We start from the raw sequence: 20,099 nt of genomic DNA on the forward strand, positions 1-20,099 counted from the left end.
CCTTCGTCTTGTTGCCGGTGCGCGGGGTGACCCGCGGGTTGGCTTACTCGGTGATTTTGGAAACCACGCCCGCGCCAACGGTACGACCGCCTTCGCGGATCGCGAAGCGCAGACCGTCTTCCATCGCGATGGGGGCGATCAGCTCGACGTCGAACTGCAGGTTGTCGCCAGGCATAACCATTTCAGTGCCTTCTGGCAGCTGAACGGTACCGGTGACGTCTGTGGTCCGGAAGTAGAACTGTGGACGGTAGTTCGCGAAGAACGGCGTGTGACGGCCACCCTCTTCCTTGGTGAGGATATAGGCTTCGGCTGTGAACTTGGTGTGCGGCTTAACCGAACCTGGCTTACACAGAACCTGACCACGCTCAACGCCTTCACGGTCGATACCGCGCAGCAGGGCGCCGATGTTGTCGCCAGCTTCCCCACGGTCCAGCAGTTTGCGGAACATTTCAACGCCGGTACATGTGGTTTTCTTTGTGTCGCGGATGCCGACGATTTCGATTTCGTCGCCAACGTTGATCACGCCACGCTCAACACGGCCGGTCACAACTGTACCACGACCGGAGATCGAGAAGACGTCTTCCACAGGCATCAGGAACGGCTGGTCAACAGCGCGCTCTGGTGTCGGGATGTAGTTGTCGACTTCTTCCATCAGCTTGCGGATGGAGTTCTCGCCGATGTTCTCGTCACGGCCTTCCATCGCCGCCAGAGCGGAACCTGGGATCACAGGGATGTCGTCGCCTGGGTAGTCGTAGGAAGACAGCAGTTCGCGGATTTCCATTTCAACCAGTTCCAGCAGCTCTTCATCGTCCACCTGGTCTACTTTGTTCATGTAGACAACCATGGCGGGAATGCCGACCTGACGGCCCAGCAGGATGTGCTCGCGGGTCTGTGGCATGGGGCCATCAGCAGCGTTCACAACCAGGATCGCGCCGTCCATCTGCGCCGCACCGGTGATCATGTTTTTCACATAGTCAGCGTGGCCTGGGCAGTCGACGTGGGCGTAGTGACGACCTTCGGTCTCATACTCAACGTGTGCGGTCGAGATGGTGATGCCACGTGCTTTTTCTTCGGGCGCGCCGTCAATCTGGTCATAGGCGCGGAAGTCGCCGAAGTACTTGGTGATCGCCGCGGTCAACGTGGTTTTGCCGTGGTCAACGTGACCAATGGTACCGATGTTAACGTGTGGTTTATTACGTTCAAACTTTGCCTTAGCCATGGAGCAGCCCTTTATATTAATGAGGGCCTGAACCCAGACCCAAACCTATCTGGCGGGCGATGTATTGGGTCTGGCGCATAAAATCAAGCACCTGTTCGCCTCACACCGCCGCAGAATTCATGTAAATGCGCACTAGTTCGCTGTTACCGCCGGCGCAGAGGGGATTTCTGCGCGCTCGATGACCGCGTCCGCCGGGCGTTCGAACCAGCCTTCGGCCTTATTTTGCTTGACCAAATAGTTCTCGATCGACTTTGCCGCATTCTGGCTGAGGTTCTTAAGCTGTTCTTCAGCAGTCTTGGTGTAGCCAGACCCCACGATAGGCCCCTGATCAAGGGATTCGAAAACGGTGATCTGGTGCGGTTCGTCCGTAAGCTTCTTACCGGCGGCGTCGTCCCAAACGGTAAGGTTCAGGATCATGATCGACTTGGGCGCAAGCACAAGCGGAATACCCGGAGGGGCAAGAACATAGCCTTCGACACTGACGCCAAAGTGGTAATTGCGCGTGCCTTCATAGCGGTCAAAGCGTTCGGCGATGGCGTCTTTGACGGCCGTGGTCAGCACCTCTTCACTGACTTCGCGGCTGATCGGCAGTTTCTGTACCTTCGGCGCGACAACGATGTTGTGGTAGAGATTAAAGTCACCCAAAGGCACCGCCGGCTTGTCGAGGTCGGATGCCCCGTTACACGCAGAAAGGACCACGATACTGATCAAAGCGGATAAAATTCGAACCATTTCATGCCTCCTCGGCGCATTTATGCCCTTTGCGATACCCTAAGGCTGAATAGGGTGCAACGTTTGCTAAAGTGGCACGCACCGGGAGGCGTGCTAACCTATATCCGTCTGATGAAGGATAATTGCCATGGATCGCCCCCTGCCCGCCCGCGTGGCCTTGGTTAACCAACCCCTAGGCCTGCTTCGCAGCCTTGCGATGGCGCGCCGTAATGTGCTTAGCATTATTCCTGAAATAGCTGTCAAACAGCCGATGGTCTCGGGCAAAATGGGCAAGCGTTGGCACATGGTTATGGACCCGACTGCCATCCGCGAGATGCTGTTGGATCGGGTTGACGACTACCCCAAATCCTTGGTGACAAAAAACCTTTTGCGCCCCGCGATCGGAGACTCCCTTTTCATTGCAGAGGGTGCGCATTGGCGCTGGCAACGCCGCGCGGTGGCACCGGCCTTTTCACACCGCAATATGCTGAACCTGTCGCCCATCATGACCGCAGCAGCGCAAAGGTCGGCCGACCGGATCGCCGCCGCTGGCCCGCGGGCCATCAATATGCTGGACGAGATGGTCACGTCGACATTCGACGTCATCTCGGATGTCACATTCTCGGGCGGCGGCGGGTTTGACCGCGACGCCGTGCACCGCGCCATTGACGACTATATTGCAGAGGCCGGAAAACTGAGCCTTTTCGATATTCTTGGCTTGCCAGACTGGCTTCCGCGCCCAGGACGGGCGATGTCGGGCCGCGCCTTGAAAGATATGAAACGCATTGCCGACGGCGCGATAGATGCGCGGGCCGAACGGGGGCCCAGCGATACGCCGGACCTCCTGGATCTTCTCCTTGATGGCACCGACCCCAAGACCAAGCGTCAGATGAATACGGCCGAGCTACGGGACAATCTGTTAACCTTCATCGTCGCAGGGCATGAGACGACGGCCCTTACCCTGTCTTGGGCGCTCTATCTGATGGGCTTTGATCAGGCCGTGCAGCAGAAAGCCCGCGCCGAGGCGCAAACCGTGCTGCAGGGGCGCGCGGCGACGGGTGCAGACGTCGAAAACCTACCATACATCCGCCAAATTATCGACGAAACCCTGCGCCTGTACCCGCCGGCGGGGGTGATTTCACGCACCGCGCAGAGAAACGACACCTTATGCGGCAGGGAAGTTCGGCCCGGCGATACTGTCATGGTGCCGATTTACGCGCTTGGCCGCCATCAGCAGCTTTGGGATCAGCCCGACGTTTTCGATCCCGACCGTTTCAAAGATCGCAAAGCGATCGACCGATACGCCTACCTGCCCTTTGGCGATGGCCCGCGTATCTGCATCGGCGCGTCCTTTGCGCAGCAAGAAGCGGTGATCATCCTTGCGACCTTGCTTTCGCGGTTTCGTTTCACACCGGTCGCCGGGAAAAGCCCTGAACCGGTTATGATCCTGACCCTTCGCCCCGAAGGCGGAGTATGGTTAACCGCAACGCCTGCCTAGTCGCAAATCCGCCGCAAGTCGCCCCAGGCGTCCGCGTCGACAATAGCTGAGTATTCAGACTGCGCGTGCGCCGCATTTTGCGCTGCGGCGATACGGTCATCGAAGGATGGATGGCTCAGGAAATGGGCCATCAACGGGTTCGCTTCGCCTTGGGTCTGGCGCATGCGCTCGAACATGGCCCCCATCGCTTTCGGAGACACGCCCGCAGTTGCCAGAAGTTTATGTCCGAACGCGTCTGCCTCTGTTTCGGCCTGCTGGGTATAGGTCGCGCTGATCAAACGCTCTGCCAGAAACAACACCACGGCTCCGCCTGCGAAGTCACCGAACAAAAGCCCCAACACGCCAATCGATCCGGCGGACCGCAACGCGTGGCGTGTCGGGTCTCGACTGACAACGTGACCAATTTCATGCGCCAGCACAGCGGCGACCTCATCCGGGGACTGGGCTTGCTGGATCAGCCCGTCGAACAGCACGACAATCCCGCCGGGCAGCGCAAAAGCGTTAACCATCGGGTGGTCCAGCACGAGGACATTCAAATCCTGCACTGCCCCCTCGCCCGCGTTAAGCGCGGTGATCATGCTGGTGAGCGCCGCTTCGCCCGCCGAGGCGTCGCAAATGGCGAGGGGCTGCATGCCGGTTTCGTCCAAGGCCCTGCGAATCTGGCCCAATGTCGCCTCACCCAAGGCGGCCTCTCCTGCCGGTGGGATGAAATTCGCCAAGCGGTCCGCCAGAAATGGCACCAGCACTGCAATCTGAAGCAGAACGGCCGCGACAGCTGCCATCGCCCAAGCGAACAACCTGCGTCGCCCTCGGGCCCGCGCAGGACGCCGAGCAGCAGGAAGGTGTTGTAGCAGCGTCTTATCCGCAACGATAAGCCGCGCCAGCGGATCGGTAACCGAGCGCAGGGTATAGTCTTTCCCACGCGCCTGATCGGGCACCAACCGAATATCGCCAAGCCGCCAGAAGATAATATCTTCGCTATCCAGTCCAATCTGCAGATTATCGTTCGCAATATGCAGGCTGACATCTTCGGCAACCGGATGATCACCATCAAAATATGCCGCCCCCATGCCGTTAAACCCGACGCTCATATCGCGGCTCCCAGGTCCAACGCCTCTGCAAACCCTTCGGCTTCGGCGAAGTCATCCCGCCCCGACTGGCTGATGCTTTGCAAACCGTCATACCGCGGAAGCGCACAGGTTTTGGCCATGTGACGCATTAACGGAAAGGTGACGAATGTGTTGTAGCAAACGTTCCACATCAAAAAGACCGAGAGGTAAAAACCCGCCAACACCACGATCGCCAAAGCCCGCGGGATCGGAAGCGTTTCAATGTCGATCCCCAAATCAAACCCCATAAAGGCGCTTGGTCCAATGACGACAAATGCCCCTAACACTAGCATAAACACCCCCAGAACGAGGACGGAATATGCGATAAAGCTGCCGAAAACGTAGATGAACGCGATACGCGGTGCGCTTAGCCTCGACGTTATGGCGATACCATTCGCTGTCTTGTGGTTTGCCATTATTCTTTTCGAAACAAAGCGATAGTGCACTGCACCGTAGACCATGCCTAGCAAGCTCACGGGGAAAAGGAGCAACCAACAAGCGCCTTGCATAGAAAATGCTGCGCCCTGCCCGTCAGCCAGCGTTTCGAGCATCTGCGAGGCGAAGCCCGACGTGTCGAAAGTCTGAGACGCGGCAGATATGTACGCGTAAGCCACACTACCAAGAAGCAGCAAGGTGAACAAAGCAAACGGAATCGCGGCACGATAGAGCATGCCCCAACGCCCCCCTTGATGCAGCTGTGCCGACCCGAAAAAGGTGCGGTCCGTCGTGTATTTTTCAAGGTAGAAGGTCATACGTGGCCATAGCAGCCCCAGCGAGAAAATGGTGACCAGCCAATGCAGCATAGCGCGCCAGACATACCCCCATGCACCTTTATCAAGGCCAAACCGCACCCCGCGCCATCGCGTCCGTCCCAAGACGTACCGTCGCGCACGATATCGGGCATAGAACCACAAAGGAACAACCCCGAATCCTGCTGCGAAGTACCCTAAGGTCGCGCTCGAAAACACCGAGAAGCTGACGAACATCAGAATCAGATTAATGATTCCGATGTAGAAGGTGAGGATCACAACGGCGATGAAGAAGCCCAATAGCTTTTCAATCGGATCGCCGACGTATTCCATCGGATGCCCGCCCGGCCGGATTGCAGACCAATACCATCGCCGCAAACGGGTCTTCATCCAGAACCGGTAGAACCCAAGCGTCATAATCGTGAGAAAACCAGTTTTGAACGCCAACCAAAAGAGCGCGCCGCGCCCCCCGACGAATTGAACCGACATCGCGGGTGCCGAACCACTGGGGTATGACAGCTCGGCGTCACTCACGTCGCTTGCGATCAACCGAAGCGGTTATCACGCGGGAACCCACGCGGTGCCATGCGCCCCGCTGTCGCGCGCTTGCCAGTCCATTCGGTCAGGTCAGCTTCGGTGCGTGTCCGTCCCGCGGGATCCTGCCAGCTTAGCCCGTTCTCGCGGCTAAACGTGATCGCATCTGACATGCCCCCGTCTTTGTACTTTTGCAGCCGCACACCTTTGCCGCGCCCCATTTCGGGAAGCTCGTCCAAGCCGAACACCAAGACTTTGCGATTTTCACCCACAACGGCAACGGCATCGCCGGTCACCGGCGCGCAAATCATTGCTTTCGCGTCGCCGCGTACGTTCAGCACCTGTTTACCGCCGCGGGTCTGCGCCAGAACATCATCCTCCGGCACGATAAATCCATCCCCGGCCGAGGAAGCCACCAAGAGCTTGCGCCCCGCCTTGTGGATCAAAATATCGACAATTTGAACTTCGTTGGGCAGATCCACCATCAACCGCAATGGCTCCCCCATGCCGCGCCCGCCGGGCAAGGTCGATGCAGACACCGTGTAAAAGCGCCCGTTCGACCCGAAGACCAGCAGCCTGTCTGTTGTCTCTGCATGGAAAATAAAGCGGGGTCCGTCCCCATCCTTGAACTTCAACTCGCGGTTCAGATCGATATGTCCCGTCATCGCACGGATCCAGCCCATCTGCGAACAGACAACCGTAATCGGTTCGCGGTCGATCATCGCCTCCAGCGGGACTTCCTCGATCACGCCGGCTTCGGAGAAGCTCGTTCTACGACGACCGATATTCTTACCGTCCAGCGACCAGTCCTTGCCGAATTGCTTTTTCGTCTCGCGCAGCTGGTCGATGATCGTATCCCATTGGGTTCCTTCGTTTTCCAGCAGATCTTCGAGGCCCGAGCGCTCCTCCATCAAGGCGGCTTGCTCGCGCAGCAGCTCGATTTCTTCCAACCGGCGCAACGACCGCAGGCGCATGTTCAAAATCGCGTCCGCTTGGACTTCGGATAGCGAGTTCTCAGCGGAGGGCGCTGGCGGTACATAGCTCGCCTCGTCCATCGCGCGCACGTGATCCTTACCCCAATCCTCGGCCATCAACGCCGATTTCGGGTCCTCGTCATAGCGAATGATATCGATCACGCGATCGAGGTTAAGAAACGCGACGATAAAACCTTCCAAGACCTCTAGGCGGTGGTCGATCTTCTCCATCCGGTAGGTCGAGCGCCGCTGAAGCACCTCGCGCCGGTGATCAAGAAACGCGCGCAGCACTTCCTTCATCGAACATACTTTAGGCGTCACCCCGTCGATCAAGACGTTCATGTTCAACGAGAATCGCACCTCAAGATCAGAGCTGCGATACAGCATCCCCATCAGGACCTCGGGATCGACGTTCTTGGAACGCGGCTCGATGATCAGGCGAATATCGTCGGCCGATTCGTCGCGTACATCGCCCAGAATCGGAATCTTCTTGGTCTGAATAAGCTCTGCGATCTTTTCGATCAGCTTGGATTTCTGCACCTGATAGGGAATTTCAGTGATGACAATTTGCCAAGCACCGCGCCCCAGATCCTCGGTTTCCCACCGACAGCGCAGACGGAAACCGCCCTTACCCGTACGATAGGCGTTCGCAATGTTTTCAGGGGGCTCAACGATAATACCGCCGGTCGGAAAATCGGGACCGGGAACGTATTTGAGCAAGGTATCGTCGCGGGCATCGGGCGTTTTGATCAGGTGGATACAGGCGTCCACCAGTTCCGAGATATTATGCGGCGGGATGTTGGTGGCCATGCCAACAGCGATACCCGACGACCCGTTTGCCAGAAGGTTCGGGAACTGCGCGGGCAGAACGGCAGGCTCGGTCAGTGTGCCGTCGTAATTCTCTCTAAAATCGACAGCATTTTCATTCAGACCTTCCAGCATGGCCTCGGCCACGGCGGTCATGCGCGCTTCGGTATATCGGCTCGCAGCGGGGTTATCCCCGTCGATGTTGCCAAAGTTCCCCTGCCCGTCAACCAACGGATAACGCACGTTAAAATCTTGCGCGAGACGCGCCATCGCATCGTAAATCGCAGCGTCGCCATGCGGGTGATAGTTCCCCATCACGTCGCCAGAAATTTTCGCAGACTTCCGGAATCCCCCGGTGCTGTTAAGCCTCAGTTCACGCATCGCGAATAGAATCCGACGGTGAACGGGCTTTAACCCGTCGCGCGCATCGGGCAGCGCGCGGTGCATAATAGTAGACAGCGCATAGGTCAGATACCGGTCGCCCAATGCACGGCGCAAAGGCTCTGACGAATTGCGAGAATCTGGATCGGCGGGGGTGGTTACATCTGACATCTTCATTGTTTAGCCAAGGCCGCGAGACGCGGCAAGCGACTGTTTGGGGCGCAGCGCCCCAGCACGGCGTGCGGTGTCTCTGTCATGCAACTTTGCAAACATATTGGAACGATTAGGCAGCATTTTATGTTATACTTGATATTACAGCCTTGGGGAGACCTGCTGCGGGTCTAGGCTGTCTGCTATTTCGAGGAATGTGTGATGAAGCGGTTTATTTTGTTAACCTTCGGGTTTCTTGGTTGGGCATTCTACGAGATGAGCGGCGGGGCCGATTTTCAACCCGCGAGCGCTCGGATGGCTGCGAATGCAGACCAAATGCCAGCACAGGAGAACGAAATCACCGCTGAAACCTCAAACGAACCAGTCGAGACGGCAAAGGTCATCCCGGCGGTCGCGACGGCTCCGGTTGATACGACCCCGCCGGGTTTTGAAAGCACCGCGCAAGCTGATGATGCCGAACGTGTTTCTGTCACCCTCACCACCGCATTGAATACGGCGGACACCGGTGCTGCGACTGACGTATCGTATGTGCCTGTCGCCCAGAATATCGCGGCGAACGGGGCGGACACGCCAGCAATTATTCCCAGCTTGATCGTTCCGAACGACAGCGGTGCCGCGATCGTAGAAGCCCGTGCTGAAACGAACCTGAGCAGCGAAGCGGATATTCGTTCTGTATCCGGCAACCGTGTGAATGTCCGTGGTGGCCCTGGTACCGAGTTTCAGGTCGTGAGCAAGCTAGGTCGCGGCGATTCGGTCGAGATTATTCAGGATAACGGCGATGGATGGGTAAAGATGCGTCCCGTAGACGGCGGGCCAGAGGGCTGGATGGCCGATTTCCTGTTGTCGAACGGGTAAACTACTCAACAACTCCCGAGACAACAGTTAATGCAACAACGTACAATTTTAATTACCGGCTGCTCCTCCGGGATCGGCTACGCCGCTGCGCATGCATTGCGCGAACGCGGCTGGAGGGTTTTCGCTTCGTGCCGCCAAACGCGCGATTGCGAGAGGCTAGCCGCCGAAGGATTTGATGCGCCCCAGCTCGACTATACGGATGCCAGTAGCATCGCCACTGCGCTGGATCATGTACTTGAGCAAACCGGTGGCACGCTCGATGCCCTTTATAACAACGGTGCCCATGCGACACCCGGTGCCGTCGAAGACCTTCCCACAGACGCGCTGCGCGAGATATTCGAAAGCAATTTCTTCGGCTGGCACGAGCTTACGCGCAAGATCATCCCTGTGATGCGGGCACAGGGTCACGGACGCATTATCCAATGCTCGTCCGTCCTGGGTCTTGTCACAATGCCGTGGCGTGGCGCTTACAATTCTACGAAATTCGCGCTGGAAGGCTTAACGGACACGCTTCGTATTGAGCTGCGCGACACCCCCATCCACGTGACCCTGATCGAGCCCGGGCCCATTACATCCAACATCCGCGCGAACTCTATCCCGCACTTCGAGCGTTGGATCGATTGGAAAAGCTCTGCCCGAAAGGCGCAATACGAAAGCGCGTTGTTAGACAGGCTTTACACTGCGAGAGGACCCGACAGGTTCGAGCTTCCACCTCAAGCAGTCGTTGACAAGCTTGTCCATGCGCTGGAGGCCGACCGCCCACGGCCGCGGTATTATGTCACGACGCCGACGCGCATCTCGGGCATTTTAAAGCGTATTTTACCAACACGTGCCCTAGACTGGGTGCTCTCTCGATAAATTCGGGTTGCGCTACTGCATGACCCCGCTACATCTTTCAGCAACACAAAGGATGCTTATGTTCGCTGATCCGTTATATATCCTGACCGTCGTTGCCGTGATTGCGGTGGTTGTCGTATTGATTTTTGGGCTTGGGGGCTTCGCTGGTGGCGGAGAATTCAATAAGCGCAATTCAAATAAACTTATGCGCATGCGCATCATCGCACAGTTCATCGCTGTCGTTCTCATCGTCATATATGTGTACCTGCGAAAGGACGCTGGCTGATGGTTGTTCTTAATAAAATCTACACCCGCACCGGCGACAAAGGCGAAACCGCGTTGGGGAACGGGGACCGTGTGGCCAAACACGACCTGCGGGTCGAGGCATACGGCACATCCGACGAATTGAATTGTTTTGTTGGTGTCGCGCGGCTTGAAGCGAAAGGCGAAACCGACGCCGCGCTGTCGCGTATCCAGAACGACCTGTTCGACCTGGGCGCTGACCTGTGCCGCCCCGATATGGAAGCGGATGCAGACGCCGAATACCCGCCTCTGCGCCTCGCGGCGGAGCAGGTCGACAGGCTTGAACGTGAGATCGACGTGATGAACGCTGATCTATCCCCGCTGAGAAGCTTTATTCTACCCGGCGGCACCGCACTTGCCGCGCATTTGCACGTGTGCCGGACAGTTGCTCGCCGCGCCGAACGGCTTGCGGTGCACCTGGCAGGCAGAGATTCTATAAATCCGGCCACCGTCAAATATCTGAACCGGCTAAGCGATTGGTTTTTCGTCGCGGCGAGGGCTTCAAATAACGGCGGTAAGGACGATGTATTATGGGTGCCCGGGGCAAATCGCTAAGGCCGTCAGTCAGAAACGCCGCGTCGAAAGACAATAAATTACTATTTTTGACTGTTTTGCATTCGATTGCTTCGTTACACCGACGAAGAGTTCACATGATCGGGGCCGAACCGGCCCGGATCGTCAACTGAGGAGAGAGAACGCTCATGAAGGTACTGGTACCTGTAAAGCGCGTGATCGACTACAACGTGAAAGTACGCGTCAAAGCGGACGGCACGGGTGTTGATCTTGCCAACGTAAAGATGTCGATGAACCCGTTTGACGAGATTTCCGTCGAACAAGCGATCCGCATGAAAGAGGCCGGCCAGGTCGAAGAAGTTGTGGTCGTCTCTATCGGCGTAAAACAGGCGCAGGAAACACTGCGCACGGCGCTGGCAATGGGCGCGGACCGCGCGATTCTGATCGTGGCCGCCGACGATGTGCACAACGATATCGAGCCTTTGACCGTTGCCAAAATTCTGAAAGGCGTCGTCGAAGAAGAGAAGCCCGACCTTGTTCTTTGCGGTAAGCAGGCGATCGACAACGACATGAACGCCACTGGTCAGATGCTGTCCGCTCTGCTGGGGTGGTCGCAAGCGACCTTCGCCTCCAAAGTCGACATCGATGGCGACAGCGCTGTTGTTACACGTGAAGTCGACGGTGGTTTGCAGACTATTAAGGTTTCCATGCCTACAGTCGTGACTGTGGATCTCCGCCTGAACGAACCACGCTATGCGTCGCTACCCAACATCATGAAGGCAAAGAAAAAGCCTTTGGATGAAAAGACACCTGCCGATTATGGCGTCGAGGTTTCCAACCGTTTGGAAATCATCAAGACGGCTGAGCCAGCAGAACGTGCTGCGGGCATCAAGGTCGAGTCGGTCGATGAACTGGTTGCGAAACTTAAAGAAGCGGGGGCTGTGTAATGGCTGTTCTACTCCTTGCAGAAGTAACTGATGGCGAACTGGCACTTGACGCGACATCCAAAGCCGTTGCTGCGGCCAAGATGCTTGGTGATGTTACTGTTCTCTGCGCTGGTGGTTCCGCCGCTGCGGCGGGCGAAGCGGCTGCGAAAATCAACGGTGTTTCCAAAGTTCTGGTCGCCGAGGATGAGACCCTTGGCCACCGCCTCGCGGAATCCACGGCGGCGTTGATCGTATCGCTCGCCGGTGATTACGACCACATCACCGCGCCAGCGACCACAGACGCTAAAAACGTGATGCCACGTGTTGCAGCGTTGCTTGACGTCATGTTGCTGTCCGATGTGTCCGGTGTTGTCGACGCCGACACGTTCGAACGTCCCATCTATGCGGGCAACGCGATCCAGACGGTCAAATCCTCGGATGCGAAAAAGGTCATCACCTTCCGCACCACGACGTTTGACGCCGCGGGCGACGGTGGCTCCGCCTCTGTAGAGACGGTATCCGCTGCGGCAGATCCCGGCCTGTCTTCCTGGGTTGAAGACCACGTTGCAGAAAGCGATCGCCCCGAGCTGACATCGGCTGGCGTGGTTGTTTCCGGCGGCCGTGGCGTTGGCTCCGAAGAAGACTTCGCCTTGATCGAAAAGCTGGCTGACAAGCTGGGTGCCGCTGTTGGCGCTTCGCGCGCTGCCGTTGATTCGGGCTATGCTCCGAACGACTGGCAAGTTGGTCAGACCGGTAAGGTTGTCGCGCCCGAGCTTTATGTGGCGGTTGGTATCTCCGGCGCGATCCAGCACTTGGCCGGCATGAAAGACAGCAAGATCATCGTCGCCATCAACAAAGACGAAGAAGCGCCGATCTTCCAGGTTGCGGACTATGGTCTGGTGGCCGATCTGTTCGAAGCCGTTCCCGAGCTGATCGAGAAACTGTAAGCCTTTAAGGTTTTCATGGATAAGGCCCGCAATCACCTGCGGGCCTTTTTCTATTTCAGGTGTTCAATCGTTTGCGTGACCGCCTTCGCAATCTCTTGATGTGCCCGAACGCCGGGGAGCTGTAACGCCCGCTCTTTTTCTATTGCGGGGAACACCATCCCCGCCGTCCCCTCGGACATGGCCGCGAGCGACGGTGTCACATATACCACCCCGGCCGCCAGTCGACTCACCTGAGAAACCATAGCTTTGGTCACGAACAGAGGCCCCGCACGAGCCCGCGCCCCCATGTCCCGCGTGGGCTTTTCGGGACCAAGGTGAAGCAGCACGCATGGTCCCGTCATCCGGCCAAGCAGCAGGGTCATCCGTGCGATCCAGGCCTGCTGAAGCTCACGCACCACCATCGCGAACCGAGTGGGCGAGACTTGCTTGAGCGCTTCCAATAGGTGGCGTGTGAAATGAAACTCCGCAAAATCAACCTCGGGGTAGATGGAGCAAAGCAGTTTCGACGGTGCGATAAATCTGTCGTTTCGACGAGGGTGTACTGAATAATACCGATTCGACATGTTGTGTGCGCCCAACACTTGCACCACGGTCACATGCCCCCCGGCGGCAATTTTCATGACTTCGGCATCATGTAGAAACACATCCAGACCCGCATTTTGTAACCCGAAATTGATGCAAGGCACCCCGCTCGACAGCTCTACCAACGCGGGGAACGGAGTTTCGACGTAGCGGCCAAACGTCTGGGTGCCGCCAACAAAAACCACATAGGGCAAGGAAGTTCCCCGAAGGGGTCCGCGAAACAATAGTTTCGACGTGCCATATCGGCACAACGCGTAGTCCAACCGCCGCCTGCCATCATCCGTAGCGCCCATACCGTTCACCCTGTTCCACCGCTTTACGGACGCAGAATCGCCATAAGTATTTTCGATTTCCTTAATGTTCGGATTTGAGAAAAGCTGTCGTGAATTCCGACCCTTGCGGCTGCTACCCCGCCCGCTTTATGCTGCGGCGAAACAAAAGGGGACAGCGCATGGATATCCAGACAATCGGCATCGTTGGCGCAGGCCAAATGGGCAACGGCATCGCCCATGTTATGGCCTTGGCGGGCTACGACGTGCTGTTGAATGATGTAAGCGCTGAAGCACTGCAAAAGGCGGTTGATACCATTACCGGCAACCTCGACCGTCAGGTTGGCCGCGGTAAGGTAACCGAAGCAGACCGTGACGCGACGCTCAAAAGAATCGTGACAACCCAAACACTTGCAGAATTGGGCCAAAGTGATCTCGTGATCGAGGCGGCGACCGAACGCGAGACGGTCAAGCAAGCGATTTTTGAAGATCTGATCCCCCACCTCAAACCGACCACGATCCTGACGTCGAACACGTCGTCGATTTCGATTACAAGGCTCGCCAGCCGAACCGATCGCCCTGAAAAATTTATGGGGTTCCACTTCATGAACCCGGTGCCCGTGATGCAGCTGGTGGAGCTGATCCGCGGGATTGCGACGGACAAGGAAACTTTTGAGGCCTGCCGCGGCGTCGTTGATAAACTGGGCAAAACTGCGGCCTCTGCCGAAGACTTCCCAGCATTTATCGTAAATCGTATCTTGATGCCGATGATAAACGAGGCTGTCTATACCCTCTATGAAGGTGTGGGCTCTGTCGAATCTATCGATAGTTCACTCAAGCTGGGGGCCAACCACCCGATGGGGCCGCTGGAGCTTGCAGATTTCATAGGTCTAGACACCTGCCTGGCGATTATGAACGTGTTGCATGACGGGCTGGCCGATACGAAATATCGTCCCTGCCCGCTCCTGACAAAATACGTTGAAGCGGGCTGGCTGGGGCGGAAATCTCAGCGGGGTTTCTATGACTACCGCGGCGATGTGCCTGTCCCCACGCGATAAATCTGCAGCAAGCAGCGGGGGCCAGCCCCCGCGCCCCCGGGATTTATCCCATTTGGAAGATAGCGTTAGTCTTTAAGCGCAAGTGTATGCGCCCGTAGCCACGCCATGAAACCGCGCGGATCGTCCGCATGAGCGGCCATCTGCTCTGGCGAAAGCGGCGCGCCTACGATCGGGCCCTGCGGCTTGTCGCATGCATGCACAATCTCGTGGAGCAGAAGCCCCTGCCGCAAGATTGGCGAGATTTTATTCGCAATTTGATAGGCTCTGCTATTTTGCCCTGGAAAGCGCATCGGCACCACTTGCGCGCCCGAGCGCCGGATCATTTTCGCGGTGAAAACGTTCCACTCCGCCTCTATGGCAGGGCCGAACATGGTATCCGAAGCCGCTACGACCCCTGATGGGAACAGCGCGACAACACCGCCATCCTTGAGGTGCGCCATCGCTTTGGCGCGCATTTCGACACCTTTGCGCTGCGCATCAGGGTCATGGGGAAACGGCACGGGGATCATATAGCTGCCCGCGACCTCATCGATAGAGGTCAACAAAGAGCGCGTCAGGATTCGATAATCAGGGCGTACCCGTCCGATCAGATCGGCGAAAATCATGCCATCGACCATCCCGTGCGGGTGGTTCGCAACGACGACCACTGGACCCGTTTTCGGAATGCGATCCAGCTGTTCCTGCGGGGTCGTCAGGTCGATCCCCATGGTATCGAGTGCCGCACGCCAGAATCCCTGCCCTGTGGGCGCGCCCTGTTTCTCGAACTGTCGGATCAGGCGCAGAACCTTGAGCTTGCCGGTGAAAAGTTCGATTGCGCTGATGATCCCCGATTTGACAGGATGATCAAACGTGGATGCATAAGACAGGCTTCGACGGTCATACTTCGTGAAGGTCACCGGTTCGCCGCTGCCATCGTTCAGCAGGGGCGCAGGGCCGGTTGGCGCATTCTCCGTCATGTGGTTAACCCTTTACGCATCACAGTGGCCACCGGCCGCATTGCAAACACCGCCGTTACTGGCCTTCGCCGAACTTGTCAGCCACCAAGGCTGTTAACGCATCGGCCAATGCGTCCTGATCCGGGCCGGAGGTCTGTACATCAATCGTACACCCTTTGGAGGCCGCCAACATCAGCAGCCCCATAATGCTGTCACCAGAGGCGGACATGCCGTCCTTGCTTACTTCGGCGCGCGCATCAAAAGCCTCGACGACCTCAACCAGCTTGGCGGAGGCGCGGGCGTGCAGGCCTTTTTCGTTTACGATTTTCAATGAGACTTGGGTCATACAATAGGGGCCTTGCTATTCCGCACTAACATTCTGGCTATCAATATATTTTCTGCCGGCCGCCAAGGCCGCGCGTACCGCCTCGGGCACTTCTAAATCACGTGACTTTGCCAGCTTGATCAACATGGGAAGGTTTGCGCCGTAAAGGATCCGACGGTTTTCAGGACGGCATGCAAGCAAACTGAGGTTCGACGGAGACCCACCGAAAAGGTCCGTTACGACGACAACACCATTGCCTGTATCCACGGCATCGGCAGCCTCGCAGATTTCCCGCTGCTTTTCGGTACGATCATGGTCTGCATGGATCGCAATAGCGCGCACGCCGTTTTGCGACCCAACAACATGTTCGATCGCAGCCAAATATTCTTTGGCCAATCCACCGTGTGCAACAATCACAATACCAATCAACGCGATGTCTCTTCCCGTTTACTACGATCCAGTTCGCGGTGCCTGATGGACACCTGCCAGCCGTCGTTCGAAAGTTTGAACGCCAGATGTTCGGCCAAAGTTACGGAACGGTGTTGCCCCCCTGTGCAGCCAAACGCAAGAGAGATATGCGATTTACCTTCAGTCTTGCAGGCTGGCAGGATCAATTGACACAGAGAGTTTACCTGTCCGGCAAAGCTTTCGAACAGCGGGTCGGCATGCACGTAATCGGCGACCTCTTTTTGTGTGCCGTTCATACCACGCAGCGAGGGTTCCCAATAGGGATTGCGCAAAAACCGGCAGTCAAACACCATATCCGCACTGCGGGGCAAACCGCGCTTATACGAAAAAGACTGTACGGATACGCTGAGGTGATGTTCCCCATCAAGCGCGAACCAGCGCTCCACTTCCGCACGCAACTGGTGCACATTCAGCTCGGACGTGTCGATCAGGACATCCGCCAGCGCCTGCACCGGTTCAAGCAGCTCTTTCTCGCGCACGATCCCTTCGACAGGTGTAGCGGTGGCCGCCATGGGGTGACGCCGGCGTGTTTCGGAGAAGCGCCGAAGCAGGACGTTGGTCGCACAATCCAGATACAACAGTTCAATATCTACATCGGGACGAGACCGCATGTCCGACATCAGTTCGATCACGCGATCGGTCGAAAAATCGCGGTTCCGCAAATCGACACCAAGAGCCATCGGACGCAGTTGGCCCGGTGCTTCGAGCAATGCGCGCAGCATCCGCATCGGAATATTATCGATCGCTTCAAAGCCTGCATCCTCCAACACATTGAGCGTCGAAGATCGCCCTGCCCCCGCAGGGCCGGTCACCAGCACCATACGCCGGTTGGGTGTTACATCATCAGTCATCTGCTGTGTATTTCATCATCTTTGCCATCAAGTAAACAGTGGCAGCAAAATGGGGCCCGTCGCATCTTTTCAGGCATCGGATTTGGATGCCCATCACGTTTTGGTATGTGATTTCGGGAAGGCGGTCGGGCTCATCTTGGTCAAGGTCTACGATAAGAAAGATCGGTATCGCACTGCGATGTTTCAAGGTCAGCAAGCCGACGCCGCGCGCCTCGATCAACCCTTTGATCGCGACGGGTGGGTGTGCGATAACCTGGGCATCCTGAACGATCAAATCCGTGCGGTCATCGGCAACCAGCTCGGCTCCCATCGCAATCATCTGCAACGCCAGCGCGGACTTGCCTTTACCCGAGCCCCCCCTGATCATCACGCCACGCCCATCAATCGCGACGGTGGTGGCGTGGATCGTGCTTTTGGTCATGGCCGGTTCAGGTGGGTAGGCCGACCACAAAGCGCGCGCCAAGGGGATCAGAGGAGATATCGGCATCCGTGGGCCGGATATTTTCTGCCCAGATCACGCCGCCGTGCGCTTCGACAATCTGCTTCGAGATCGCCAGCCCGAGGCCGGAGTTATTGCCAAAATGCTCTTCCGGGCGCTGCGAATAAAAGCGCTTAAAGATCTTAGACAGAGCTTGCTCTGGAATGCCGGGTCCCGTGTCTTCGACGACCACAAGAACGCGATTTTCACGTTTGCGTGCCCAGACCCGAATGGCATCGCCGTCTTCGCAGAACGAGACGGCATTGCTGATCAGATTCACGAAAACCTGTGCCAAGCGTGCTTCCAACCCGTGCACGATGATCGGCTGTTCGGGCAGATCGGTGATAAAATCGATGCCACGTTTGCGCGCATCTTCGCCAAGATACTGACCCAGATTGCTGATCATCATCAGCAGATCAAACGGCTCTTCCTCTTCCTTGACCAATTCGCTGTCCAGACGGGACGCATTCGAAATATCACTAACCAGACGATCCAACCGGCGAACGTCATGGTCAATGACATCCAGCAGTTTTTCGCGCTGGTCCTCACGCTTGATCAGGCGCAGCGTGCCTACCGCAGAACGGAGCGAAGCAAGCGGGTTCTTGATCTCATGCGCGACATCGGCGGCAAACTGTTCGTTTCCGTCGATGCGGTTGTATAATGCGGAAACCATCCCGCGCAGCGCCCCCGACAAGCGCCCTATTTCATCAGGACGCGCCGTCAAATCAGGGATCCGAATGCGGCCCGGGTTCATCTTCCGCGCATCTTTATCACGCCCAAGCTCTGCCGCGGCAGCAAGATCGGACAACGGATTTGCGATGGTCGAGGCCAGCACGAGGCTCAATCCGATCGAAACCAGCGTCGCGATCACGAACATCTGAAGCACCCTCTCCCGTTCGCCGCGAACCAGTTTGTCAATTTCACCCGCGGCCGAGGTGACGGCGACAACCCCGACGGGCAATCCGTTCTGCACAATCGGCGTAGCAACGGAGAAAAGCGTGCCACCAGTGCCGACAAGATCGTTCCGCACCTTGGTCCCGCCTACCAATGCACCCGATACCAACGGCTGCAACTGTTCCGCCAACGGAGCAGGATCTGCCGTGGCGGCGCTTTCGAACGGTCGGGAGAGCAGCCCCCAAAGCCAGCTCAACCCATCGGAAATCAGCGCCGTGTCATCTTCGGCACCGACGTTATTTCGCGCGGCGGCACCCGCGTTCTGCGCAACAAGGCTTTCGGTAGAATCGAATACAAACACCTCGATCCCGCTGCGCAAATCAAGCCGGCCAAGGCTTGCATCCACATCTATCGCGTCGCTCAGGCTGTCAGGCGCACCCGCCGTTGCCAACTGCGCCTCGAAGACATCAGCGATCAGTTCAGCTTCCGAAACCAGTGACGCACCACGCTGCACGGCCAGGCTATCGCGAGAAGAGTTAAGATAAAGAATACCGGCGGCCAAAACATTCAACGCAATCAAGTTAAATGTGATGATCTTGCGCGTCAGCGGCGACGCACGCAGAGAGAAGAGCCCCCGCCGCGCGCGTTTGCTGCGCAGTTCATCTGTCGCGGTTTTGTCCGGAGCGACCCAATCGTCGCCCAATACAACATCACCGTCCCGATAAGGTGTGGTCATGTCTCGCACAAAATTCCTTTCGACAATGGCCATGGCTCAAGTCACTCTTCGTTGTATCTGTAGCCGATGCCATAGAGTGTTTCGATCGCGGAAAACTCGTCATCCGCAGTCCGCATTTTTTTGCGCAACCGTTTGATATGACTATCGATTGTACGGTCGTCGACGTACACTTGATCATCATATGCCACGTCCATCAACTGGTCACGTGACTTCACAAAGCCGGGGCGCTGTGCAAGCGCTTGCAGCAGCAGGAATTCTGTCACCGTCAGGGATACGTCCTTACCCTTCCAGCTTACTGCATGGCGCAACGGATCCATGCGCAAATCACCACGTTCGATCACTTTGGTTTCTTCGGTGTCGCCGACCTCGTTGGTTTCCACCGCATCCTGACGGCGCAACAGCGCACGGATACGTTCAACCAAAAGCCGCTGACTAAAGGGTTTTTTCACGTAGTCGTCAGCCCCCATCCGCAGGCCGAGCACCTCGTCAATCTCGTCATCTTTGGATGTCAGAAAGATCACGGGCATCGCGGTTTTCTGGCGAAGCCTTTGCAGCAAATCCATGCCATCCATGCGAGGCATCTTGATGTCCAACACCGCCATGTCGGGCAGCTTTTTGTTGAACGCATCCAACGCGGCTTGCCCGTCATTATATGTCTCGACTTCGAAACCTTCGGCTTCCAACGTCATTGAAACCGACGTCAGGATATTCCTGTCGTCATCCACCAATGCAATTTTAGACATTGCCTGTTCCTTTTATATGCTGCTCAACTGCCATAATATTTTTTCTTTCATTGATCATCAATTTACGCGGCCGAATCAATCGGAAACTGCGAATCGCTCCTCATCTTGGCCATAATCACGCCACAATTTGCTAATGAATGGCTAAATTGCCGCACATACAGGGTGCAGACGCCACGTTACCCCATAGCACTTTACGTTCAATTAACGACAGTTTCCGCAAACAGTT

At 56.9% G+C, this 20,099-nt stretch carries 22 protein-coding genes; 8 read left to right on the top strand and 14 right to left on the bottom strand.

Annotated elements, in window-relative coordinates; all coding sequences use genetic code 11:
- Positions 1-43: 43 nt before the first annotated feature.
- Positions 44-1,219, bottom strand: a complete 1,176-nt coding sequence (gene tuf / locus EE36_RS04405) for an elongation factor Tu (protein ID WP_005849852.1) — start codon at positions 1,217-1,219, stop codon at positions 44-46.
- A 132-nt stretch (positions 1,220-1,351) separates the two neighbouring features.
- Complete coding sequence (locus tag EE36_RS04410; RefSeq protein ID WP_254655540.1) at positions 1,352-1,951, bottom strand: hypothetical protein; 600 nt, start codon at positions 1,949-1,951, stop codon at positions 1,352-1,354.
- Positions 1,952-2,078: 127 nt separating this feature from the next.
- Here EE36_RS04410 and EE36_RS04415 point away from each other — a divergent pair, with 127 nt between their 5' ends.
- Complete coding sequence (locus EE36_RS04415; RefSeq protein WP_005849886.1) at positions 2,079-3,428, top strand: cytochrome P450; 1,350 nt, start codon at positions 2,079-2,081, stop codon at positions 3,426-3,428.
- Here the strand turns inward: EE36_RS04415 and EE36_RS04420 are convergent.
- The 3 genes from EE36_RS04420 to EE36_RS04430 are packed head-to-tail and all read right to left on the bottom strand — an operon-like array spanning position 3,425 to position 8,153.
- Entirely contained in the window at positions 3,425-4,519 is a 1,095-nt protein-coding gene (locus EE36_RS04420; RefSeq protein WP_005849887.1) for a M48 family metallopeptidase, read from the bottom strand. The two genes, EE36_RS04415 and EE36_RS04420, sit on opposite strands and share 4 nt — an antisense overlap.
- The gene (locus tag EE36_RS04425) at positions 4,516-5,775 is read right to left on the bottom strand and encodes a DUF898 family protein (RefSeq protein ID WP_005849889.1); all 1,260 of its coding nucleotides are present in this window, start codon (positions 5,773-5,775) and stop codon (positions 4,516-4,518) included. The genes EE36_RS04420 and EE36_RS04425 overlap by 4 nt, the downstream gene beginning before the upstream one ends.
- A gap of 56 nt (positions 5,776-5,831) precedes the next feature.
- Positions 5,832-8,153, bottom strand: a complete 2,322-nt coding sequence (locus EE36_RS04430; RefSeq protein WP_039911556.1) for a DNA topoisomerase IV subunit A — start codon at positions 8,151-8,153, stop codon at positions 5,832-5,834.
- A gap of 201 nt (positions 8,154-8,354) precedes the next feature.
- On the opposite strand from EE36_RS04430, the gene EE36_RS04435 reads away from it, so the two are divergent.
- The 6 genes from EE36_RS04435 to EE36_RS04460 all read left to right on the top strand — a co-directional run bounded on the left by EE36_RS04435 (position 8,355) and on the right by EE36_RS04460 (position 12,534).
- Entirely contained in the window at positions 8,355-9,008 is a 654-nt protein-coding gene (locus tag EE36_RS04435; protein ID WP_005849892.1) for an SH3 domain-containing protein, read from the top strand.
- Positions 9,009-9,038: 30 nt separating this feature from the next.
- Positions 9,039-9,866, top strand: coding sequence for an SDR family oxidoreductase (locus tag EE36_RS04440; protein ID WP_005849894.1), 828 nt, complete (start codon positions 9,039-9,041; stop codon positions 9,864-9,866).
- 52 nt (positions 9,867-9,918) lie between these two features.
- On the top strand, positions 9,919-10,131 hold the full coding sequence (locus EE36_RS04445; RefSeq protein WP_107277634.1) for a twin transmembrane helix small protein: 213 nt from the start codon (positions 9,919-9,921) through the stop codon (positions 10,129-10,131).
- Entirely contained in the window at positions 10,131-10,703 is a 573-nt protein-coding gene (locus EE36_RS04450) for a cob(I)yrinic acid a,c-diamide adenosyltransferase (protein ID WP_005849898.1), read from the top strand. Before EE36_RS04445 ends, EE36_RS04450 begins: the two co-directional genes overlap by 1 nt.
- A gap of 146 nt (positions 10,704-10,849) precedes the next feature.
- Positions 10,850-11,608: an electron transfer flavoprotein subunit beta/FixA family protein gene (locus tag EE36_RS04455; protein WP_005849900.1), complete on the top strand. Its 759-nt coding sequence runs from the start codon at positions 10,850-10,852 to the stop codon at positions 11,606-11,608.
- Complete coding sequence (locus EE36_RS04460; RefSeq protein WP_005849902.1) at positions 11,608-12,534, top strand: electron transfer flavoprotein subunit alpha/FixB family protein; 927 nt, start codon at positions 11,608-11,610, stop codon at positions 12,532-12,534. The genes EE36_RS04455 and EE36_RS04460 overlap by 1 nt, the downstream gene beginning before the upstream one ends.
- Before the next feature lie 50 nt (positions 12,535-12,584).
- Here EE36_RS04460 and EE36_RS04465 read toward each other — a convergent pair whose 3' ends face one another.
- Together EE36_RS04465 and EE36_RS17575 are read right to left on the bottom strand one after the other, a co-directional pair.
- Positions 12,585-13,409, bottom strand: a complete 825-nt coding sequence (locus EE36_RS04465) for a DUF6473 family protein (RefSeq protein ID WP_005849904.1) — start codon at positions 13,407-13,409, stop codon at positions 12,585-12,587.
- Between the two features lie 23 nt (positions 13,410-13,432).
- On the bottom strand, positions 13,433-13,627 hold the full coding sequence (locus tag EE36_RS17575) for a hypothetical protein (protein ID WP_198005509.1): 195 nt from the start codon (positions 13,625-13,627) through the stop codon (positions 13,433-13,435).
- Between EE36_RS17575 and EE36_RS04470 the strand changes: the two genes are divergently transcribed.
- Positions 13,568-14,443, top strand: a complete 876-nt coding sequence (locus tag EE36_RS04470) for a 3-hydroxybutyryl-CoA dehydrogenase (RefSeq protein WP_005849905.1) — start codon at positions 13,568-13,570, stop codon at positions 14,441-14,443. The genes EE36_RS17575 and EE36_RS04470 overlap by 60 nt on opposite strands.
- 65 nt (positions 14,444-14,508) lie before the next feature.
- Here the strand turns inward: EE36_RS04470 and EE36_RS04475 are convergent, their stop codons facing one another.
- From EE36_RS04475 to EE36_RS04505, 7 genes are read right to left on the bottom strand one after another with little or no spacing between them, the layout of a single operon-like run.
- Complete coding sequence (locus EE36_RS04475) at positions 14,509-15,399, bottom strand: lysophospholipid acyltransferase family protein (RefSeq protein ID WP_005849907.1); 891 nt, start codon at positions 15,397-15,399, stop codon at positions 14,509-14,511.
- Between the two features lie 55 nt (positions 15,400-15,454).
- Positions 15,455-15,724 (bottom strand): HPr family phosphocarrier protein, encoded by a 270-nt coding sequence (locus EE36_RS04480; RefSeq protein ID WP_005849908.1) that lies wholly within the window; start codon positions 15,722-15,724, stop codon positions 15,455-15,457.
- A gap of 15 nt (positions 15,725-15,739) precedes the next feature.
- Positions 15,740-16,132: a PTS sugar transporter subunit IIA gene (locus EE36_RS04485; RefSeq protein ID WP_005849910.1), complete on the bottom strand. Its 393-nt coding sequence runs from the start codon at positions 16,130-16,132 to the stop codon at positions 15,740-15,742.
- The gene (rapZ, locus tag EE36_RS04490; protein WP_005849912.1) at positions 16,129-17,022 is read right to left on the bottom strand and encodes an RNase adapter RapZ; all 894 of its coding nucleotides are present in this window, start codon (positions 17,020-17,022) and stop codon (positions 16,129-16,131) included. Before rapZ ends, EE36_RS04485 begins: the two co-directional genes overlap by 4 nt.
- On the bottom strand, positions 17,015-17,443 hold the full coding sequence (locus tag EE36_RS04495) for an HPr kinase/phosphorylase (RefSeq protein WP_005849914.1): 429 nt from the start codon (positions 17,441-17,443) through the stop codon (positions 17,015-17,017). The genes rapZ and EE36_RS04495 overlap by 8 nt, the downstream gene beginning before the upstream one ends.
- Before the next feature lie 7 nt (positions 17,444-17,450).
- Positions 17,451-19,163 carry a sensor histidine kinase gene (locus EE36_RS04500; protein WP_198005482.1) on the bottom strand — a complete coding sequence of 571 codons (1,713 nt, stop codon included), beginning with the start codon at positions 19,161-19,163 and terminating at the stop codon, positions 17,451-17,453.
- Between the two features lie 8 nt (positions 19,164-19,171).
- A complete protein-coding gene (locus EE36_RS04505; RefSeq protein ID WP_005849917.1) occupies positions 19,172-19,873 on the bottom strand; it encodes a response regulator transcription factor in 702 nt (233 codons plus the stop codon).
- Positions 19,874-20,099 lie beyond the last annotated feature (226 nt).

The sequence above is a fragment of the Sulfitobacter sp. EE-36 genome, assembly GCF_000152605.1.
Classification (GTDB): Bacteria; Pseudomonadota; Alphaproteobacteria; order Rhodobacterales; family Rhodobacteraceae; genus Sulfitobacter; species Sulfitobacter pontiacus.